Origin of the sequence: Larkinella terrae (assembly GCF_009668025.1) — a bacterium.
GTDB classification, from domain to species: domain Bacteria; phylum Bacteroidota; class Bacteroidia; order Cytophagales; family Spirosomataceae; genus Larkinella; species Larkinella terrae.
Window position 1 is genome coordinate 474,747 of record NZ_WJXZ01000001.1, and the last position, 18,373, is coordinate 493,119.

Annotated in this window: 15 protein-coding genes; 9 read left to right on the top strand and 6 right to left on the bottom strand. The window is 53.7% G+C overall.

The window, feature by feature from the left end:
* Positions 1-58: 58 nt before the first annotated feature.
* Both GJJ30_RS01880 and GJJ30_RS01885 read left to right on the top strand, forming a co-directional pair.
* The gene (locus GJJ30_RS01880; protein ID WP_154172569.1) at positions 59-1,888 is read left to right on the top strand and encodes a cytochrome c peroxidase; all 1,830 of its coding nucleotides are present in this window, start codon (positions 59-61) and stop codon (positions 1,886-1,888) included.
* 27 nt (positions 1,889-1,915) lie between these two features.
* Positions 1,916-2,221: a hypothetical protein gene (locus GJJ30_RS01885; RefSeq protein ID WP_154172571.1), complete on the top strand. Its 306-nt coding sequence runs from the start codon at positions 1,916-1,918 to the stop codon at positions 2,219-2,221.
* 27 nt (positions 2,222-2,248) lie between these two features.
* On the opposite strand, the gene GJJ30_RS01890 is transcribed toward GJJ30_RS01885, so the two are convergent.
* Positions 2,249-3,367, bottom strand: coding sequence for a DUF5005 domain-containing protein (locus GJJ30_RS01890; protein ID WP_154172573.1), 1,119 nt, complete (start codon positions 3,365-3,367; stop codon positions 2,249-2,251).
* Positions 3,368-3,460: 93 nt separating this feature from the next.
* Positions 3,461-4,750, bottom strand: coding sequence for an OmpA family protein (locus tag GJJ30_RS01895; protein WP_154172575.1), 1,290 nt, complete (start codon positions 4,748-4,750; stop codon positions 3,461-3,463).
* Positions 4,751-5,097: 347 nt separating this feature from the next.
* On the opposite strand from GJJ30_RS01895, the gene GJJ30_RS01900 reads away from it, so the two are divergent.
* Together GJJ30_RS01900 and GJJ30_RS01905 are read left to right on the top strand one after the other, a co-directional pair.
* Positions 5,098-8,979: a hybrid sensor histidine kinase/response regulator transcription factor gene (locus GJJ30_RS01900; protein WP_170299096.1), complete on the top strand. Its 3,882-nt coding sequence runs from the start codon at positions 5,098-5,100 to the stop codon at positions 8,977-8,979.
* A 129-nt stretch (positions 8,980-9,108) separates the two neighbouring features.
* Positions 9,109-12,048 (top strand): T9SS type A sorting domain-containing protein, encoded by a 2,940-nt coding sequence (locus tag GJJ30_RS01905; RefSeq protein WP_154172579.1) that lies wholly within the window; start codon positions 9,109-9,111, stop codon positions 12,046-12,048.
* A gap of 131 nt (positions 12,049-12,179) precedes the next feature.
* Here the strand turns inward: GJJ30_RS01905 and GJJ30_RS01910 are convergent, their stop codons facing one another.
* On the bottom strand, positions 12,180-13,652 hold the full coding sequence (locus GJJ30_RS01910) for a serine hydrolase (RefSeq protein ID WP_154172581.1): 1,473 nt from the start codon (positions 13,650-13,652) through the stop codon (positions 12,180-12,182).
* Positions 13,653-13,676: 24 nt separating this feature from the next.
* Positions 13,677-13,970, bottom strand: coding sequence for a hypothetical protein (locus GJJ30_RS01915; protein WP_154172583.1), 294 nt, complete (start codon positions 13,968-13,970; stop codon positions 13,677-13,679).
* Positions 13,971-14,223: 253 nt separating this feature from the next.
* Here GJJ30_RS01915 and GJJ30_RS01920 point away from each other — a divergent pair, with 253 nt between their 5' ends.
* The 5 genes from GJJ30_RS01920 to GJJ30_RS01940 all read left to right on the top strand — a co-directional run bounded on the left by GJJ30_RS01920 (position 14,224) and on the right by GJJ30_RS01940 (position 16,808).
* On the top strand, positions 14,224-14,403 hold the full coding sequence (locus GJJ30_RS01920) for a hypothetical protein (protein ID WP_154172585.1): 180 nt from the start codon (positions 14,224-14,226) through the stop codon (positions 14,401-14,403).
* Between the two features lie 40 nt (positions 14,404-14,443).
* Positions 14,444-14,737: a pentapeptide repeat-containing protein gene (locus tag GJJ30_RS01925; protein ID WP_154172587.1), complete on the top strand. Its 294-nt coding sequence runs from the start codon at positions 14,444-14,446 to the stop codon at positions 14,735-14,737.
* Positions 14,738-14,906: 169 nt separating this feature from the next.
* Complete coding sequence (locus tag GJJ30_RS01930; protein WP_154172589.1) at positions 14,907-15,131, top strand: hypothetical protein; 225 nt, start codon at positions 14,907-14,909, stop codon at positions 15,129-15,131.
* Positions 15,132-15,207: 76 nt separating this feature from the next.
* Positions 15,208-15,939 carry a Nif3-like dinuclear metal center hexameric protein gene (locus tag GJJ30_RS01935; protein ID WP_170299097.1) on the top strand — a complete coding sequence of 244 codons (732 nt, stop codon included), beginning with the start codon at positions 15,208-15,210 and terminating at the stop codon, positions 15,937-15,939.
* Positions 15,940-16,112: 173 nt separating this feature from the next.
* Positions 16,113-16,808, top strand: coding sequence for a class I SAM-dependent methyltransferase (locus GJJ30_RS01940; RefSeq protein WP_229312902.1), 696 nt, complete (start codon positions 16,113-16,115; stop codon positions 16,806-16,808).
* 34 nt (positions 16,809-16,842) lie between these two features.
* On the opposite strand, the gene GJJ30_RS01945 is transcribed toward GJJ30_RS01940, so the two are convergent.
* Complete coding sequence (locus tag GJJ30_RS01945; protein WP_154172594.1) at positions 16,843-17,307, bottom strand: regulatory protein RecX; 465 nt, start codon at positions 17,305-17,307, stop codon at positions 16,843-16,845.
* 91 nt (positions 17,308-17,398) lie between these two features.
* The gene (locus GJJ30_RS01950; protein ID WP_154172596.1) at positions 17,399-18,331 is read right to left on the bottom strand and encodes an RraA family protein; all 933 of its coding nucleotides are present in this window, start codon (positions 18,329-18,331) and stop codon (positions 17,399-17,401) included.
* Positions 18,332-18,373: the final 42 nt, after the last annotated feature.

Below are 18,373 nucleotides of genomic sequence, written 5' to 3' on the forward strand. Positions count from 1 at the left end.
ACTCTACTCAGTCGATTCCTGCCGAAGTCTTTCGGCAGGAATTTTTCATATGCCCAGCATGAAACGTATTGCGATCATCGGTTTTGTGGCGTCGGTTTTGCTGGCGACTTATTTTGGTTTTCAGCGGGTTAAGCAACCGGTTCTGACGCCGGTTGAACAGGTGACGGCGCAGTTTCAGCGGGATGTTGCCGCGCTGGATTCGGCGGTCCGGTTTTTGCAAACCGTGGTGAAAAAGGGCAGTACGTCGTCCCGGCAGGCGGCTTTTCGGCAGGCCCGCTTGCGGTGGAAACAGGTCGAATGGCTGGCCGAATACTATTTCCCGGCCACCGCCAAAGCCATCAACGGCGCGGCCGTGCCGGAGTATGAGGAGTCCGATGCCAAAACGATTGAGCCCGAAGGGTTTCAGGTCATCGAGCCGCTCTTATTTCCCACACCGGACCCGCAGCAGGCCGACGAGTTGGCCCGGCAAACCGCCACGCTGGTGGTCAATGTCAAGCGGTTGGTCATCGTTGCGCAGAATAATCCAACCACCGACGCCCATATTTTTGATGCGCTCCGGCTGGAAGTATTCCGAATCATTACGCTGGGAATCACCGGTTTTGATTCACCCGTTGCGCTGCATTCACTCCCCGAAACCCAAACCGCCCTCCAAAGCCTGGAGCAGTATCTGGCTTATTATCAGCCCGTTTTACTGACAAAAAGGGTGTCGATCGCGGATTCCCTACAGGCGGTTTTCAGACAAGCGCCAAGCCGGTTGAGGTCGAATCCGGATGCTTTTAATTCGTTCGATCGGCTGGCCTTTATTACCGAAATCGCGAATCCCCTCAGCAGCCTTCTGCTGGACGCCCAGAACGCACTGGACATTAAACCTTTCCAGGAATCACGCGGGCTGCGTTCCGACGCCCGGACGCTTTTTGCGGCCAATGTGTTTGACGTCAACCATTATACGCCCGGAACGGATTACCGGACGACACCCGGGCGCATTGCCCTGGGCAAGATGCTGTTTGCGGACCCCATTCTGTCCGGCGACGGCCGTCGGTCGTGCCTCAGCTGCCACCAGCCCGAGCGGGCTTTTACGGACGCGATGCCCCAAAACCGTACCCTGGATGGCCGCAAGGCGGTTTTACGCAACACCCCAACCCTCTGGAATGTTGGCTTGCAGCGGGCGTTGTTTGCGGATTCGCGGGTGGCATTTCTGGAAGATCAGGCCACGGATGTGGTTACTAACGTGAACGAAATGCACGGTTCGCTCGAAAAAGCCGCTAACCTTTTGAAAGCCAATCCGGTATACACCCGGCAGTTTGCCGCTTCGTACGCCGACGGCATTACGCCGTTCACGATTCGCAATGCCCTGGCCAGCTACGAGCGTTCGCGGGTCAGCCTCAACAGCCGGTTTGACCGGTATGTTCGGGGAGAGCGGGCGGCTTTGGATGAGCAGGAAATCCGGGGCTTCAATCTGTTTGCGGGAAAAGCCAAATGCGCCACCTGCCACTTTCTGCCCCTGACCAACGGGCTGGTTCCGCCCCATTTTGAGAAAAGCGAAAGCGAGAATCTGGGAGTTCCGCAACGGTTCGTCCAGAAAGGCGCCGTGCTGGATGCTGATTTGGGCAAATTCAATCACACGGGCGGAGAGATTCACCGACGTTCCTTTAAAACGCCCACCGTCCGGAATGTCGAATTAACCGCCCCGTACATGCACAACGGCGCATTTCAGACGCTGGAAGAAGTCATTGATTTTTACGATCAGGGGGGCGGAAAAGGACTCGGCCTGGACCCGGAATTCCAGACCTTACCCGAAGACCGGCTCCAACTGACCCAATCGGACAAAGCCGCCTTAATTGCCTTCCTAAAAAGCCTGACTGATTCAAAATCGGCTACGAATCTGTAAATTGCCCGTCAAAAAATGGGTAGAAAGATGGCGATCATAACGAAGATTTACAACCAATTGCAGCACCAGTTCCAGCAGGGTTCGGGGTTTGGGCCCGCCAACCGACTGATTCAGAACGTCGAACAGAACAGCGCTGGTGAGATTACGGTTGTTTTTAATGGCCTGTTGCTTTTGCTGGAAGAAGTCGGTGGACGAATTATCGTCAAAATACCGGGTGGAGTCCGGAGCGTCAACAACGACCTTCCCGCCGATTTGGGCGAACTGTGTGATCACTTTATTACCCTGGTGAAAGCCGAGGCCGGCAACGTTCCGGTTGATGAAATGCTGGTCTAACGTGCAGCGGTTTTATTAGAGACCGGTTTATGGCCAGTTCGTTATCCGAACGAAATAGGGCCGATACCGATCCGCACTGCCCGGAACGCTGAAATTGTCGGCAAAATCCGACGCGTTGACGCAATACGAAATCAGCAAATCGCCGTTTTTTGACAGTTCAGGATGCACCAGGGCGTTGTAGGTAATTACCTTGCCCGTGCCGTGTTCCGGCGGAACGGTGTAGAGCAGTCTTTTAGCCGTCCAGGGGCCAACCGGGCTGTTGGATTCCGACAGAAACAGCCGCCGGCCGAACACGATTTCCTGCGTGAAAAGATAGTATTTGGCACCGTACCGGAACACGCTGAACTGATCGGAAGCATCTTTATAGATCGAATAATCGTCTGGCTGACGACCCCACTGGCGGCCGTTCCAGTACTGCCAGGTCGCGGTCAGGTCGCCTTTCGGAGCGCGGGCGACGACAACATCCGTCGTGAGGTTGCCGTGAATAACGCCGTAGAGGTAGGTATACCCGTCAGCCGCTTCACAGAGGGCTCCGCCGTAGCCCCACTTCCCCTGGTATTTATTGGCGATCATTTTTTCGATGGCCCCCGTCTTCGGCGAACAGATCGCAATATCGATCGAGGCATTCTTGAAATCCCAGGAACCGGACCCGGTTTTCTGGATATGACTCAGTACGACCTGCAGCTTCTGGTTGTAAACGGTGGCATCCAGTGGCCAATACCAGTCCTTGCCGCCCTGCTGTTTCGCATGAATAAAATAAGTCTGGCCCGCCGTGGTGGTCGTAGCGCCCTGATTGAGCGTCGTAAAGCCGTCGAAGGTTTCGCCCTTTTGAATCATCGTCGAGTTCCGGACCATAACGTTCTGATCGGATGGTCGAGTCCGGTCCGGTTTTACAAGCCCCAGAAACGTATCGCCGAACGTCCAGAAAATACGCCCATCCGGGAGAAGCGTCGAATAAACCCCATCGCCACCGTTCCAGCCCGCGTAGCGGGTAAAAAAATGGTTGTACTGCGTATCGACCCGGGCCACTGGCTCTGAAATGCCCAAACGTGCCCCGGTTTTCAGATTGGGTGAGGAGCGTTCAGGCTGACGGGTCGCCAGGCCCGCCAGCAGCAAACCGGCCAATAGGTACGCAGGAATTTTCATGTTAGTGGATAACTGGTTTCGGGTGATGTTGCCCCAGCGGACCGTCGCCAAACCGACAATGGTTCCCCTAAGCACTCAACCCGTTTCGCGGTTTTATTTGGCACCAAATCGGATAACAACCCGGCGGTTTTTAGCCTTATTTTCTTCGGTCGTATTCGGAGCCGCTGGCGCATCAGAACCCTTCCACGAGGCTAAAAGCTGACCCGGCGAAATTCCTTTTTGTTGTAAATAGGTGGCCACTACCCGCGTGCGGTATTCCGACAGGGTCATGTTTAAATCCCGCCGACCGACGTTGTCGGTATGCCCCGTCAACCGGGCCATTACATCCCGCTGTTTGATCAACTGCCAGGAAATAGAATCCAGCTTCAACCTGACATCTTTCCGCAACGAATAGTCGCTTTGATCAAAGTATAAAACCGTGCTGTCGAATAACTTACCCGCTCCGTCGCTGACCGGTTTTGATTGTGCCGGACGGCTCAGCCGAAACACCCTGAAATTAAAGCCCGGTTTCATCCGGAATGTTTCATTGGCGACAAGCTGCCCATCCGCCGTTGTAGCCAGAAACGTGTAGACCTCCTCCGGTTTAAAAATATTCCATTCAAAAAATGGCACCGGGACATTCATTTGGGAAACCTGGCGCGTATTGCTGGCGTTCCGGAATTCATACTGAAATTTCAGGTTAGCCGGAACCGCGTAGGAAACGGCCAGAACGTTGTAAAGACGTAACAATTTAATTTGGTACAGGGCGTCTTCCGCACCCTGCTGACCGGCAAGCAACTCACCCCGGTACGATTGATAGCCCTCGGCACGAACTTCGAAACGAATCTTCTCCTTGGCGTTCAGGTTAACGAAGGAAGGTACTTTGGCCGAATCGACCTCAACGCATTGGGTGCGGCCTGACAGGGCATAAATGAAGCAAACCGTCGCCCGGATTCTTTTGAATGTCCGCGCGTCCTGCACCCGAAAATACACCATTTCAGTTTTGCTGCTGCGGGAAACCCGGTCGGCAGCCGGGTAGGTTTTGACAACCTGCTGGGAGTCTTTGGCGATTAAAGGCAGATGAATTCTGAACCGGGCACTTGTATCCATTTTTCCACCTATGTTGACCGGCACGGTCGTTGCGGGATAACCGGCGACCTCAAAAGTCAGGGCCTGGGTTGAATCCGCAATCCGAAGCTTAAATTGTCCGCTTGCATCACTTTGACCAACCTGGCTTTTTTTACCGTAACTCCAGGCCGTAACGCTGGCTTTTAAATCCATTCCCGTCGTAACGTCCCAGCACGTGCCCGTGATGGTAATGGTATCTGTTGCCGCTGCTATTTCCGTCGGAAAAGCGTTTGTTGGCGAAAGGCAAAACAGCCAGGAAAGGATAGTCGAAAGCATAACCGCTGGTGAAGATTAGTAAGGATAATTCATGAGGTTTGATTCATTTAAGGAAGCGAATAAAAAATAGAAAACCAAAAATAGCGATTCCAGTGCATTGGATGCCATCGCCCGGTTGAGCCAAACCACAGGCGGATCTGGCCTGCCAGTAGATGCCCCCTACCAGAGCGCTCGTTATTCTGTAAGAGCTTATAAAGAAATGATTTACCTAAAAAAGTAACATAAAAGAATTTGTTGTTACTTTGGACAGTTGCGCCGGTCTGAAGTGCTGTATGAAGCAGAGGTACGTTCCGCTATGCTGGTTTTTTTTAGTCGTTTTTTGGGGATTTTTATGGTCTCCAACGATTTTGCCTGCCCAGACGAACCGACTCCCAGACCCCGAATTGCTCACCGACCGCCAGGGACTGCCCCAGGCGTTCGTACCCGAAATTGTGCAAGACCGGCAGGGTTTCATCTGGATGGCGACCCGCGACGGGCTGGCGCGCTACGATGGCAACCGGTTTAAAGTTTTTCAGCCTGATCCCGACGGACGGCCATCGATTTCCTTCGTCGATATCACCCGATTGATCATCGATCACCACGGAAAACTCTGGCTGATTTCCGAGCGGGGTGACATTGACCAGCTTGATCCGGTTACCGAACAATTTACCCCCATTTCGAAACTCCCGGCGTTTCAAAAGCTGGCGGGCGATTTCTGGCCCATCAGTTTACACATCGATGCAAAGGACCGGTTATGGTTTATGCGCAAAGATGGTCGAATGGCTTCGTTCGATTTACGGTCGCACCGGTGGACCCAATCGCAGTCGACGGTTCCGTATGTCCGCTTTCGAATTTGTTCGGATCGGAACGGCTATTACTGGGTGGTGACCGAAAACGGGATTGCCGGTTTTGAGGAACGAACCGGCAAGTTCCTCCGGTATGAATACCAGCCCGGAAAACCCGGCTCCCTGCCCGATCGGCAAGTGAAGGGGTTGTTTACCCGACCCAACGGCGACTTGATCCTTACTTACGACCGCTTATTAACCGTGCGGGAAGCGTCTACCGGCACCTTTCGCACCTATCCGCTCCCGCCGACCCCGCATCCGAATGGCCACGCCCATTTTACGACCGACCGCCAGGGGGCGGTTTATTTTTCCCGACACGATCAACTCTTCCGCTTCACCGACGCTGAAGGGCCGGTTATGCTGAAGTCCGGCGACCCCGCAGACCCGCTTTCTTACTTAGGTGTCTGCATTGATCAGTCCGATGTGCTCTGGGTCGGCACAACCGGTTCGGGGGTTCGCAAATACGATTTGCGGATCATCCCGTTTCAGGCGAATCGATACCAGGCCAATTTTGTGCCCGATTTAATGAGCAACGGCTGGCTCAATGGTTCACCCAACAATCCGATTCCCTTCAATCCCCGCTTATCGAGCTATAATTTTCGCTACACCTTCGACGGACAGGGGCGGTTTTGGTACAATTCGGGCAGTTCGGAGCTGTACCGGGTCGATTTGAAGGCTAAAAAAAATGAAAAAATTCCGTTCCCGGTCACGTTCCTGAGCCTTGACATTGGGACGATGACCTGTCCACTGACGACTGATCCCGAGGGAAAGGTATGGGCGGTTTTTGACTCCCTGGCATATCGCTACAGTGAGTCGCAACAACGATGGGAAACCTTCCCGTTTCAGCTTCCGTCAGCCATCAGGGGGGAGATCCGAATGCTGACCGTCGATGAAATGGCTTTGTGGCTGATTACCTCCAAACAGGGTTTATGGCGAATAGATCGAAAAACCGGTCAATCTACGGTGTATAAACACATGCCCCAAAACCCGACCTCGCTGACAAGTAACGAGTTACTGAGTATTGCCACCGACCCGGACGACCCAAATCTGCTCTGGATCGGTACGTACGGGAGTGGAATCTGTCTCTTCAACAAAAAAACCGGCGCCTGCCGACGCATTCGGCAGACGGATGGATTGCCCAATAATGTCATTTATTCGGTGATTCCCGATCAGCACGGCGACGTCTGGGCGGGCACGAACAAAGGCCTGACCCGCATCAACCGCCGAACCCTGCAAATCCGGAATTACACCACCGAAGATGGTATTCTGGCCGACGAGTTTAACCGCTACCATTTTGTACACCTGCCGGACGACCAGATTCTGATGGGCGGACTGGAAGGCATTACGGCGTTTTACCCCAGCCAGGTTCAACTCGATCCCTTTCGGCCTAATGTGGAAATTACCAGCCTGCAAATCAACAATACGCTTGTTCTACCCGGTCCCGAATCGCCCCTCCGCGAGCTGCCACCGCAAGCGCTTGAGCGATTGGAACTGCCGTACGATCAGAACTTTTTGACCTTCGAGTTTTCAGCTCTTCAGTTTAACAAGCATACCAAAAACCGGTACCGCTACCAGCTGACGGGCCTCAACACTGGCTGGGTGGAGAATAGCCGCCCCATCGCGGTTTTTACGGATTTACGGCCCGGCAGCTATACATTGCGGCTGAATACCACCAACACCTCGGGCATCTGGAGTCCGCACATCCGAACCCTGCACATTACCATTCGGCCGCCCTGGTGGGCCAGTTGGTGGGCGTACATTCTCTACGGGCTGGTAATCGGCGGAATTGCCTACGCGTTGTTCCAAAATTATGCCAACCGCCTGCGGATGGAGCAGCGGATGCTTTCCAACCAACGGGAAGCCGAGCAGCTCCGGGCGCTCGACGCCATGAAAAGCCGGTTTTTCGCCAACGTTACCCACGAGTTCCGAACCCCCTTGACGCTGATTCTGTCGCCGATGGAACAGCTCCTGCACGAAGAGCTCGAACCCCGCATCCAGCGCCGGGTGTCCGTTGCCGAAACGCAGGCCCGGCAACTCTTGCGACTGATCAATCAGTTGATGGATTTCTCCAAACTGGAAGCCAACATGATGACAATCACCGAGTCGCGGGGCAATCCGGGGCAGTGTGTCGAACAATGGCTGTTGCCCTTTCGCGATCAGGCCAATAGTCTGGAAATTGATCTGAATTGCGACAACCAGATCAGGCAAGACTATTGGTTTGACCTCGACAAACTGGAACAAATCGTCTACAATCTGGTTTCGAATGCCATTAAGTTCACCCCGAAAATGGGGGAAATCCGGGTCAGTATCAGACCGCAGGAACCGGAGTCCTGCGGTTTTATGCTGGATGTCACCGACACCGGTATTGGCATTCCGGACGCCAGCATTCCGCTGATTTTCAACCGGTACTACCAGGTTGATGCCGGAGCCACGGCCATGCCCAATCGCCCGGCCGGAACCGGCATCGGGCTGTCGCTGGTGAAAGAGCTGGTTGATTGTCAGCAGGGTCAGATTGAGGTCGAAAGCCGCGAAGGGTTCGGCACGACGTTCCTGATTCGTTTACCGGGGCGGCTGGCCGAGCCCGCCGAAGAGGCTGAAAAAGCCGAACTACCTTCAACCGACGCCGTTGAGACCGCAACCGACGAAACCATCCAGCTATTACTGGTGGAAGACAACGCCGAACTGACCCGGTTTATCACCGAAAGCCTGCCCGATTCCTACCAGGTTCGCGCGGTCAGCAACGGCCTGGAAGGATTGAATGAGGCCCTGAAATGGATGCCGGATCTGATCATCAGCGATGTGATGATGCCCGTTATGGATGGGTACACGCTCTGCCAGAACCTGAAAACCGACCTGCGCACCAACCACATCCCGATCATTCTGCTGACGGCCAAAGTTTCCTTCAGCGACCGCATCGAGGGCCTGACGCAGGGCGCTGACGATTACATCACCAAGCCGTTCCACGTGCTGGAATTGCAGTTGCGGGTGCGGAATCTGCTCGAAAGCAAGCGCCGGTTGCGCGAACGGATTCATGCCGAACTGACTCAGACGGAAGGGTTTCCAGGTTCGGCCCCGGCCGAAAGCGATCCCTTTTTGGAACAGATTACGGCCCTGCTGGAAGCCAATCTGGATAAATCCGGTTTCCGGGTGGAGGAGGTCATGAGGCAGACCAGCATGAGCCGCATGAGTCTGCACCGGAAGATGAAGACCCTGACGGGTATGTCACCGGGTGATTTTATCCGGTTATACCGCCTGAAACGTGCCACCCAATTACTGACAAAAGGCCATACCATTGCCGAAACCGCCTACATGGTGGGGTTTGAAACGCCCGCCCATTTCTCCAAGATGTTCCGCGCTCAGTATCAGATCACGCCCAGCCAGTTTATGACTCAGGGCAAGGGGTAAAGCCATTTCGTCGGGCTTTTTTCGGTCTGCTGGTACAAAAACGATCGTCGTTGGTACAAAAGCGACAGCCTTTTCGTGACGTCCAGTCTACGTTTGCGCCGGTAGAACACAAACCCATCTACCGTCGTCATGAAAAAACTACTACACCAATTGCGCAGCCGCTGGCGCTATCAACCCGTATTCGTCCGGCTTCTCTACCAGCTTCTGCTTTTCACCCTGACCGTCTCCCCGGCCTTCGTCCGGGGGCAGTGTACCTACGAGGGCGATTCGTATACGCTTGCCTTGGGCAACCGGAAAATTCAATCGGGCGATTTCAACAAGGATGGACAGGCCGATGTGGTCATCTTTGACCGGTTTCCGGCGAGCTTCTCCATTTTCCTGAACAAAGGCGATCAGTCCGGCCAGTTGGCGGCACCTTTCTCCTATACGATCGGCTACTTATCGGATTATGCGGTCGTCGCTGATTTTAACAAGGATGGCTACCTGGATATCATCGCGGGCGTGGACGATGCGCCCAATTCAAACCTGATCCTTTTTCGGAATAAAGCCGACAACACCGGCACCTTTCAGAACCCCGTTACCTACACTTACAACGACCGGATGGAGGGCCTGTTCACCGGGGATTTTAACAACGACGGCTACCCGGATCTGGTGGTCAAAAGTTTCGAAACCGCCCGCGTTCTGCTGAACGATGCCAGCCAGCCCGGTACATTTACTACTCCTTCGCCCTTGCCGCACACGTTCCTGCAATCCGTCCATATAACCGTCGGTGATTTCAACAACGATGGGTTCGACGATCTGATCACTGCGGGTGCGGGCGACGAGAACTTAAAAGTATGGCTTCGGAAAAGCGACGGAACGGATTTTCTGGCACCCGTCGTCACCGGGAATGACAACTACATTGAGCCTCTTTCCGCCGGGGATCTGAACAACGACGGTTTTCCGGATCTGGCCACCAACATCGACTATCAGCTGGCGGTATTGCTGAATGACGGGACCGGCCGCTTTGGCCCGGCAACGCTGTATCCAACCACCAACAGCCCCGAAACACCCCTGATCGGTGATATGAACGGCGATGGATTGCCCGATTTGCTGGTGCCCGACACGTACGATTATTACATGTTTATTTATACGAACAAGCCCACCAATCCCGGAACCTTTGACGACGAATATCTTTCCAACTTTTCGATTGATGACAGTAATGCCGGTTCAGTCCTCCTTGACCTGAATCATGATTCGGCCCTCGATGTTGCGATGGCGAATTCAAGCTCACTAACGACGGAGTTTCAGTGCGTTAATAATGTCGAAATCGATCCATTGACTTCGGAGACGGAGTGTGCAGGCAGTTCGATTAACCCCACCACCCGGACTTCCAACTTTCCGGCGGTTACGTACGTGTGGAGCAGCCAGCCCGCCGGTTTCACCGGCACCGGTGATGCCCCTACCCTGATCACGCCCACGGTCAGCAGTCCCACCATTTTTACGCTCACGGTTGCGGCTTCTTCCGCCGGAGGCTATACCACCCGAACGGCCTCCGTCACGTTGCTGGTGACGCCCAGCTTTTCAGAAGCCCCAACCTTGACCCAAAACGGTTCTTCCAACCTAACGGTTATTCAAAACACGCCCTCTGTTTCGTTAACGGCCTCCACCTGCAGCGGAACAATCTCCTGGACTGGCTCCAACGGAACCAGCGGAACGGGCACAAGTATCTCTGTCCCCACCTCCACCACCGGAACACTGGTGTATCAGGCCACCTGTTCGCAGGGGAAATGCACCAGCCCGGTGGGTTCGGCAACCGTCGTAGTCACTTCCCCGCTGGTGACGGGCAGTTTCGACGGTTTTATCAACGGGGCGGATTGTGAAAGTTTCCGGGGCTGGGCCTGGGATCGCAACAAACCCAACACTCCGGTTTCCATTGAAATTCTGGACGGTTCAACGATCGTCGATACGATTCCGGCGGGCGATTTCCGGCAGGATCTGCTGGATGCGGGCAAAGGCAACGGCAAACATGCCTTTCGGTGGAAGATTCCCGAATCGTTCAAGGACTATAACACGTCCCACCTGCTCTCGGCCCGCGTGACCGGCAGCCAGTTCATCCTGAAAGACTCGCCCAAAGCCCTGATTTGCGTGAGCACTGTGCCCGGAAACAAACCGCCGGTGCCTCCAACCCCCACAATTCTGATTGCTCCGCTGGCGGCTCAGGTCGGCGTTCCGTTCTCGGCGACGCTGGTTCCCTTCACCGACCCGGAAGGCGATGAGATTTACTACGAACTGAGAGGCCTGCCCGCCGGGTTACATCCGGATGAGGTTGAAACCGTCCATTCCCGGTTTATTTCCGGAATTCCCCGGCAGGCGGGTACCTTCCAGCTCACCTACCTGGCGAACGATGCAGCCGGGAACGTCAACAGCATCAGTTTTCCGCTGGTGGTCAATCCGGCTTCCACGACGGCCCCTGTCACCGGGAATTTTGAAGGCTACCTGGACAAAGTCGAATGCGGCACGATTCGCGGCTGGGTCTGGGATCGCAACAAACCCAACGCGCCCGTCACTGTCGAATTTTACTCGAAAACCGCCGGGGGTGCCGAAACCGTCTGGGGCAGTACGGTCGCCAACATCTACCGGGATGACTTGAAAAATGCCGGAAAAGGCAACGGCGCCCATGCGTATAGTTTCACGGTGCCTAATAGCCTCAAAGACGGCGTTACCCGAGTGATCTACGGGCGGATACTGGGCAGTACGTATGGGCTGAAAGATTCAGGAAAACCGCTGACGTGTTCCTCCCCCGCCCCGGCCCGCTTATCGGCCGAAACCGGTTCGGAGCTGCAGGTAACGGTGTTAGGCAACCCGGTTTCGGACCGGATTGAGGTGGAAATTCGGGGCGCCGAAGGAAAACCGCTCCAACTGCAACTGACCGATGCCAGTGGGCGGGCGCTCGACCAGCGGCAGATTGGAGCCGCTCAGGCCGTTGAGCTGCAGCACTTTTCGGTACACCAACAACCGGCGGGTTTGTTAGTCCTGCGGGTAACGAGCGGCCTGAAAAATGTGACTCTGAAAATGCTGAAACGATAAATGAGAGTAAACTGATAAAATAGAAAAGGCGCGGGTTCCTGACCGGCGCCTTTCTTCTTTCAACTCACCTGGAAATACTAAACAACCCGGTTAAAGCATTGGGCTACTACTAAACCGGTTTTCAAGCAACTCTACTTCAACATCCGCTCCAGGACGTTTTTCCCATTCTGATTGTCAGGATTTAACTCGACTGATTTCCGGTACATGCTAATCGCTTCGTCTTTCCTCCCGTTTTTCAACAGGGCTTCGCCGAGGCTGTCATATGCGTTCCAGCTTTTGGGATACAGGCTAACGATGAGCCTGAAAACCTCCAGTGCTTCCTTGACCTGCCCCATCCCATTCATCATCCGGTAACCCCAGTCGTTCAGGTCGTTCTCGGTTGGCCAGCTATTTTTCTCCTTTCTTTTTAGTTCATCGCCAATGGCGAGTGCCTGCGCATACCCACGCTGCTGAAGCTGCATCCGTAAGGCCGTCAACGGATCGGCCAGCGGTATTTCGGGTTTAAAGAAACCGGCCAGTTCATCGATGAATTCTTCCGGATAGGAACCGGACAGATTGGTGAGTGCAATGATGGCCAAATCATCCTCCGGATACACGAAAATCGCCGATACCGATCCGCCCGTAATCATCACCGCGCTGTGGCTGGGACGCGGTTTGGTCACCCAGCCAAGGGCCCATTGGGTCGGATTCCCGTTTTTATAGTTCCCAGCGGTCCACAGCGTAGTGAGCGCCGATTTTGTTTTCAGAAGCTTACCCTGTTGCAGCGCAATCACCCAATGCGCGATGTCTTCAGCGGTACTGTTCAGACCCGAAGCGGCTCGTTTAAACGGCGGATGTTCCCCGTAGCTAGTGATCAGTTTTTCGGAGTCATACGCTTTCCCATCCAGACGCGTTACATACCGGTACGACTGCACCTTATTCGGAATGACATCGCGGGAATCGCCAAAAACCGTTCCGGGCATTCCGACTACGTCAAACTGGCGTTCCTGATACACCTGCGTAAAAGGCCTTCCGCTGAATTTATCGATCATTTTCCCCAGTAACACGTAGTTGGTCTGGTTATAGGCAAACTGTTCTCCGGTCGGGAAATCCATCGGCATTGTCTGCACTTTCGCCCAGGCGGCCTCCTCGCTTCCAACCCCCTGAAGTCCGTACGTGCTGGGATTCAGGATTCGATTGATATCGGGCAGTCCCGAAACGTGCGTCAATAACTGCCGGATGGTAACGGGTCGCCAGGATTCCGGCAGTCCCTCCAGGTACCGGGATACCGGGGCCGCCAGATCCACCTTTCCTTCTTCCACCAATTGCATTATGGCAACCCCCGTAAATGCCTTCGTGCAGGAGTAAATCGGAAAAATGCTGCGATTGGTAACCGGCAGCGAATCCTGAACATTCGCCAGTCCGTAGGAGTTGAGCAACACAATTTTTCCACCTTGCACCACCGCCAGTTGCAGCCCCGTAATCCGGCGTTCCTGCATCTGCTTACGCAGAAATGCGTCGATGCTCTTTGATGCAGATTTAGGCTGACTATATGAAAATGAGCTAATTAGTAAGATAAGCCAGGCCGATAGGCCGATCGAAACAGGAAGTCGGTTGCCGTTCATCAGGTTGAAATTTTCCCGGAAACTTCAATCTGACAAAAAGGTTACAGAATGGGCAAAAAAATGTTTCCCAAAACCGGTCGGGGCGGTTTTTACCTTGTCCGCCCGAAAACCGCTTTCGTGGCAGCCTTTGAATTTCCCGTGTCCATTGCCCAGCAGCAGTGTTCCTTTCGAGGCATCGTGCCAGCCGCCGATGGTTTCCGAAGCGTAGGCGTTGCCGATGAGCAAGGCAGACGGAAAAACGAGTCCATCAACACTGGAAAAAGTCAGGAATAACCCGTATGTCAGGCTGACTGATCTGCCCGGCTGAGAACACCGCATTGAGGTGCGTTACAAATAATTCCGGTTCCTCCCATACCGGCGTTGAAGGCGGACCTCGACGCTCTTTTTTTATTGCATTATTATCAGCAAAACCGCTTATTTAGGAGCTAATTATTCAATTATTTTGTTATTTTAGTGGTCTGTGCTTCATCTCCTTTTCTGAACGAAGTTGCCTCAAGCAGCAGCACTTATGTACAGAAAACCGCTTGGGCGGAGCACCCTGTGCACTCCTATTTTACCGACAACAGATACCATGAAAAAACAAATTGCCCTGGAATTAACCGAAAGTGAAGCGCAAATGCTGGCTTTTTTATTGCACACGGCCACAGATCAGTTCTACGCCAGTAAAGTTCTGCGGGACCGTGCCAAAATCAGCTTAAAAGATTTACGAACTGCTGAAACCGTACGCAGGAAATTAACCCATTCCAGATAATCCGGTAGATAAGCCGCAGGTGCATTTTGAGAACATCTGCATGGCCGGATCGAAAATCACAAACGCCGACCTGAGTGATTTAGAGATTGACGGCGCTCAGTTGGGTGGCGCGTATATTCACAACATTGGAATGCCCCCGGAAAGCCACCCCAACTACGACCCGGCGGCTAGACAAAGGCCGTTACGGTTTGAAAATTGTCACCTGGAGGGCAGCACGCTCACGGGGGGCAGCCTGAAGGATGTGGAGGTAACTGACTGCGCCCTGACCGGAATGCGAATCAACGGAATCCTGGTCGAAAAGCTGTTAGAAGCGTACGCCAAATCAATAGGATAATCCGGCCCGGTTACCCGTTGACGCTGTTTGTCAGAGACGATAAGACCCTAACCTGAATCCACTTCCCTCGCCTTGTTTTTTTAAACTTCTCTGAATGGGTTTAGTTATTCACGAAACTGGTAAAGAATTGCACTTGCAAAACCTATGAAAACGTTTAACTCCAGACCATATGGAAGATGCTATTTTGGAAATTCAGGGGAATTTAGTGGTGGTTAGGGAAATGATGAACCGTTGTGCCGAACATCCCGAACAACTCGACAATCACTTGCTTGGTCAGATCAAGGTACAATTACTGGACTTGATCACGGTTACCGAGCTTTTGATTGTGAACAATCAGGCTCCATCATTCCCACCCCCATCTCTGGATGGTCTATCACCTGATCATCAGAATTAAGGATGAATGAATGTTTTTTAGCAGGAAGGCCCCAAACAACGTTACCCCAAACCGTTTATTGATAAACGGTTTGAGCATGCGACTAGACGAACTGGTTCACTATCTGGCGTTTCTTTTTACAACCGCTGCTTATCCGCCGGAAGAACAGGGCGGGATTTATCACTCTCATCCCGACTCGATTGATCAACCGGTCCGGCGTATCGGACTGGCCCTCGAACCGTGGCCGGGCCTTCCGGACTGGCTTGTCGAAAACCGCATCGATACCCTTTGGCTGCATCGCCCCTGGCACCTCGACCCGGCGGTTTTACCCGAAAACACGACCGTTTTAGCGCACCACCTACCTTTTGATGAGCACTTTACGATCGGTTACAACCGATCGATGGCGGAAGCGGTAGGTCTGCCGTGGACAGTTGCCGAAGGGCCGGAACCCATCGGCTACAAGCAGGCACCCGGTTTGCCCCCCCGCCCGATTGGTATGCTGGGCCGGAGCCCGCAACTGGACCTTGAAAGCTGGCGCAACCAGATTATCGACCTGTTTGGCGGTTATGAAGAAGCCTATCCGGGCCGTCAGTCGGCACCGGACCGAATCGCGGTGGTCGGCGCCATGACGGACGCTCTCATTCGGGAAGCCTCCGATCGGGGTGCCGGGCTTTATATCACGGGGCAATACCGGAAAGGAGCCCAGAGAGCCGTCGATGCAACCGGGCTGACGGTTATTGCAATTGGCCACCGGCGAAGCGAAGAATGGGGGCTCCGGAAACTGGCCGATCTTTTACGGGCGCAGGGGCTCATTTGTTGGGTTGCCTAACCGGTTGAGACTAAAAAGTATACCGGAAGATTGTGTACATTCGTACCGCAAACCGTATCGGGTGCGCGACTGTGTAAACGGAGATGGGGATTAAGCCGTTGGTTTCCTGACCGGTATTGAACTCCAGAGTGCATCTGGAAAAATTAAACAACCTAAAGTGATTTAGAAGTTGCATGACAGAAGCGGTTACTGCCCTGAATCGTCTCGACGTGATCGAAGCTCTGATGCGTCAGAAAAAATTGAAAAATTACCTGGAAATCGGGGTCGCTAACGGCCACATTTTTTTCCGGGTTAAAAGCTCATTCAAACTGGCAGTCGATCCGGCGTTTTCGTTCGACCGACTCCGTCGGGTGGGCAAGGCCATCCTCAATCCGGCGAATCTGGCCAATCAGTATTTCGAGAAAACGAGCGATGCTTTTTTTGCGGAAGATGCGGAGCGGGTCATTGCCACAACGCCCCTGCAACTGGCTCTGATCGACGGCATGCACGAATACCAGTTTGCGCTCCGTGATGTCGAAAACACGCTCCACTACCTCAGCGACGACGGCGTTATCATCCTGCACGACTGCAATCCGCTCACGCCCGGCGCTGCCGTTCCGTACGAGGAATGGGTGGAAGGTCAATGGAATGGCGACGTCTGGAAAACCGTGGTCCATCTGCGCAGCCAGCGCCCCGACCTCAACGTGTTTGTGCTCGATACCGATCAGGGGCTGGGCATCGTGACCCGCAAAAAACCGGAATCCATGCTGGATTTTACGCCTTCCCAAATTGCCCGGTTGACCTACGAAGATTTCGCCCAAAACCGCACCCACTGGCTCAACCTGAAATCCCCGGATTACTTTTATGCGTATTTTGGGATAGAAAAGTGACGATTGACCATTGACCGCCGTCAATCGTCAATCGTCAATGGTCTTCACTCCCCCCCAACACTGCCCACACCAACTCGCTTTCGTAGCCTTTGCTGATGGCGTAGCGGACAAGTTTCTGTTTCAGAACCAGCGGACTTTCGCCCTGGAGACTCCGCTTTTTTTTCTCAAGCAGATCGACGAGCGTCTGACGGTAATCATCCTGCTCGATTTCCTTCATGCCCTGCTCGAGGTTGTAGCCGGTGATGCCGCGCTGTTTGAGGTGCTGCCGGATTTTGTGCCGCCCCCAGCGTTTCACCCGGAACTTGCTGCCCGCAAAGGTTCTGGCAAACCGCTCTTCATTCAGGTAGTTTTGTTCGATCAACCAGGCAATTATTTCCTCAGACTCATCGCCGTCAACGTCCCATTCGTTGAGCCGTTCACGCACTTCCCGTTGCGTTCGTTCCTGGTAGGCGCAAAACGAAGCCGCCCGGCGCAGGATTTCTTTGGTTTGATCGGTCATAGTTGAGAGGAAAGAGGAAAGACGCAAGACAAGAGACGTTTTCTAATTGCAATGATTTCGTCTCACGTCTATCCTCTCTTGTCTATTTCAATCACCAGGTTCGTTTGCTCATCACTTTATCCAGTTCCGGGCGGGTCATGGTGCCTAGTTCCGGGTGCTGGCTCAGCCATTTCAGGAACTCGGTTTTGATTTCGTCGGTCCATTGGCTGTCGATCTGGCCGGTCGTGTAGCGGTTTGATTTTACCATCTCGAAACCGAACTGATCCTTGCGGGCCACGAATTCGCAGGTCGTGACCACCTGTTCGGCCATGTGCGCCGGAACAAACAGAACGCCTTCGCGCTGCGCAATCACCAGATCGCCCGGCAACACCATCGTGCCGCCCATCCGGATCGGCGAATTGAGCCCCATCAGTACCATTTCTTCCAGAAACGACGGATGAAAATCGCGAACAAATGCATTGAAACCCTTGATATTCTGCAACTCCTGCAAATCGCGGGCGGCTCCGTTAAACACGACCCCGTTACCTGTTTTGCTGAAAATCGCGTTGCCGAGTGTGGCGCCGACAAGCGTTCCGCCACCAATTTTACCAAAACCGTCGGCCACGTACACATCGCCTTTGGTCAGCGTTTCAATCGGCCAGGTGTTCGTATTTCCCTTGCGGCCCTGCTTGCTGATGCCACGCTCCTTGATGTTTTTCTCGACATCCGGTCGGCTGGGCATGAACATCGCCGTTACGGCCCGCCCGGCAACCACCACGTCATCGTGAATGAATTTCCAGCCGCCTTCGAACTGATTTGTGTAGCCTTCGTTTTTTAAAACCGTCCAGGCATCGTCGATTCCGATTTTTTTAGCCCGTTCCACCAGCGCATCCGGGATTTTGGGACGTCCGTCCGGAAACCGCTCCCCCTTCCATTCGGACGTTAAAAACACCAGTTCGTCTTTCGGAATGGTTTGCGCGAATGAAATGGGAACAACGAAGACGGTTAAAAACAGAGCGACTAAAGAGGAAATGCTGGATTTCATACGAGGTCAATTATTAATCTGTAAAGAATATCAAATGTAAAA

Excerpts from the sequence above, each read along its gene's own strand:
- GJJ30_RS01880 (WP_154172569.1), top strand. The coding sequence starts at position 59 with ATGAAACGTATTGCGATCATCGGTTTTGTGGCGTCGGTTTTGCTGGCG.
- GJJ30_RS01885 (WP_154172571.1), top strand. The coding sequence starts at position 1,916 with ATGGCGATCATAACGAAGATTTACAACCAATTGCAGCACCAGTTCCAG.
- GJJ30_RS01890 (WP_154172573.1), bottom strand. The coding sequence starts at position 3,367 with ATGAAAATTCCTGCGTACCTATTGGCCGGTTTGCTGCTGGCGGGCCTG.
- GJJ30_RS01895 (WP_154172575.1), bottom strand. The coding sequence starts at position 4,750 with ATGCTTTCGACTATCCTTTCCTGGCTGTTTTGCCTTTCGCCAACAAAC.
- GJJ30_RS01905 (WP_154172579.1), top strand. The coding sequence starts at position 9,109 with ATGAAAAAACTACTACACCAATTGCGCAGCCGCTGGCGCTATCAACCC.
- GJJ30_RS01910 (WP_154172581.1), bottom strand. The coding sequence starts at position 13,652 with ATGAACGGCAACCGACTTCCTGTTTCGATCGGCCTATCGGCCTGGCTT.
- GJJ30_RS01915 (WP_154172583.1), bottom strand. The coding sequence starts at position 13,970 with ATGCGGTGTTCTCAGCCGGGCAGATCAGTCAGCCTGACATACGGGTTA.
- GJJ30_RS01920 (WP_154172585.1), top strand. The coding sequence starts at position 14,224 with ATGAAAAAACAAATTGCCCTGGAATTAACCGAAAGTGAAGCGCAAATG.
- GJJ30_RS01925 (WP_154172587.1), top strand. The coding sequence starts at position 14,444 with ATGGCCGGATCGAAAATCACAAACGCCGACCTGAGTGATTTAGAGATT.
- GJJ30_RS01930 (WP_154172589.1), top strand. The coding sequence starts at position 14,907 with ATGGAAGATGCTATTTTGGAAATTCAGGGGAATTTAGTGGTGGTTAGG.
- GJJ30_RS01935 (WP_170299097.1), top strand. The coding sequence starts at position 15,208 with ATGCGACTAGACGAACTGGTTCACTATCTGGCGTTTCTTTTTACAACC.
- GJJ30_RS01940 (WP_229312902.1), top strand. The coding sequence starts at position 16,113 with ATGACAGAAGCGGTTACTGCCCTGAATCGTCTCGACGTGATCGAAGCT.
- GJJ30_RS01945 (WP_154172594.1), bottom strand. The coding sequence starts at position 17,307 with ATGACCGATCAAACCAAAGAAATCCTGCGCCGGGCGGCTTCGTTTTGC.
- GJJ30_RS01950 (WP_154172596.1), bottom strand. The coding sequence starts at position 18,331 with ATGAAATCCAGCATTTCCTCTTTAGTCGCTCTGTTTTTAACCGTCTTC.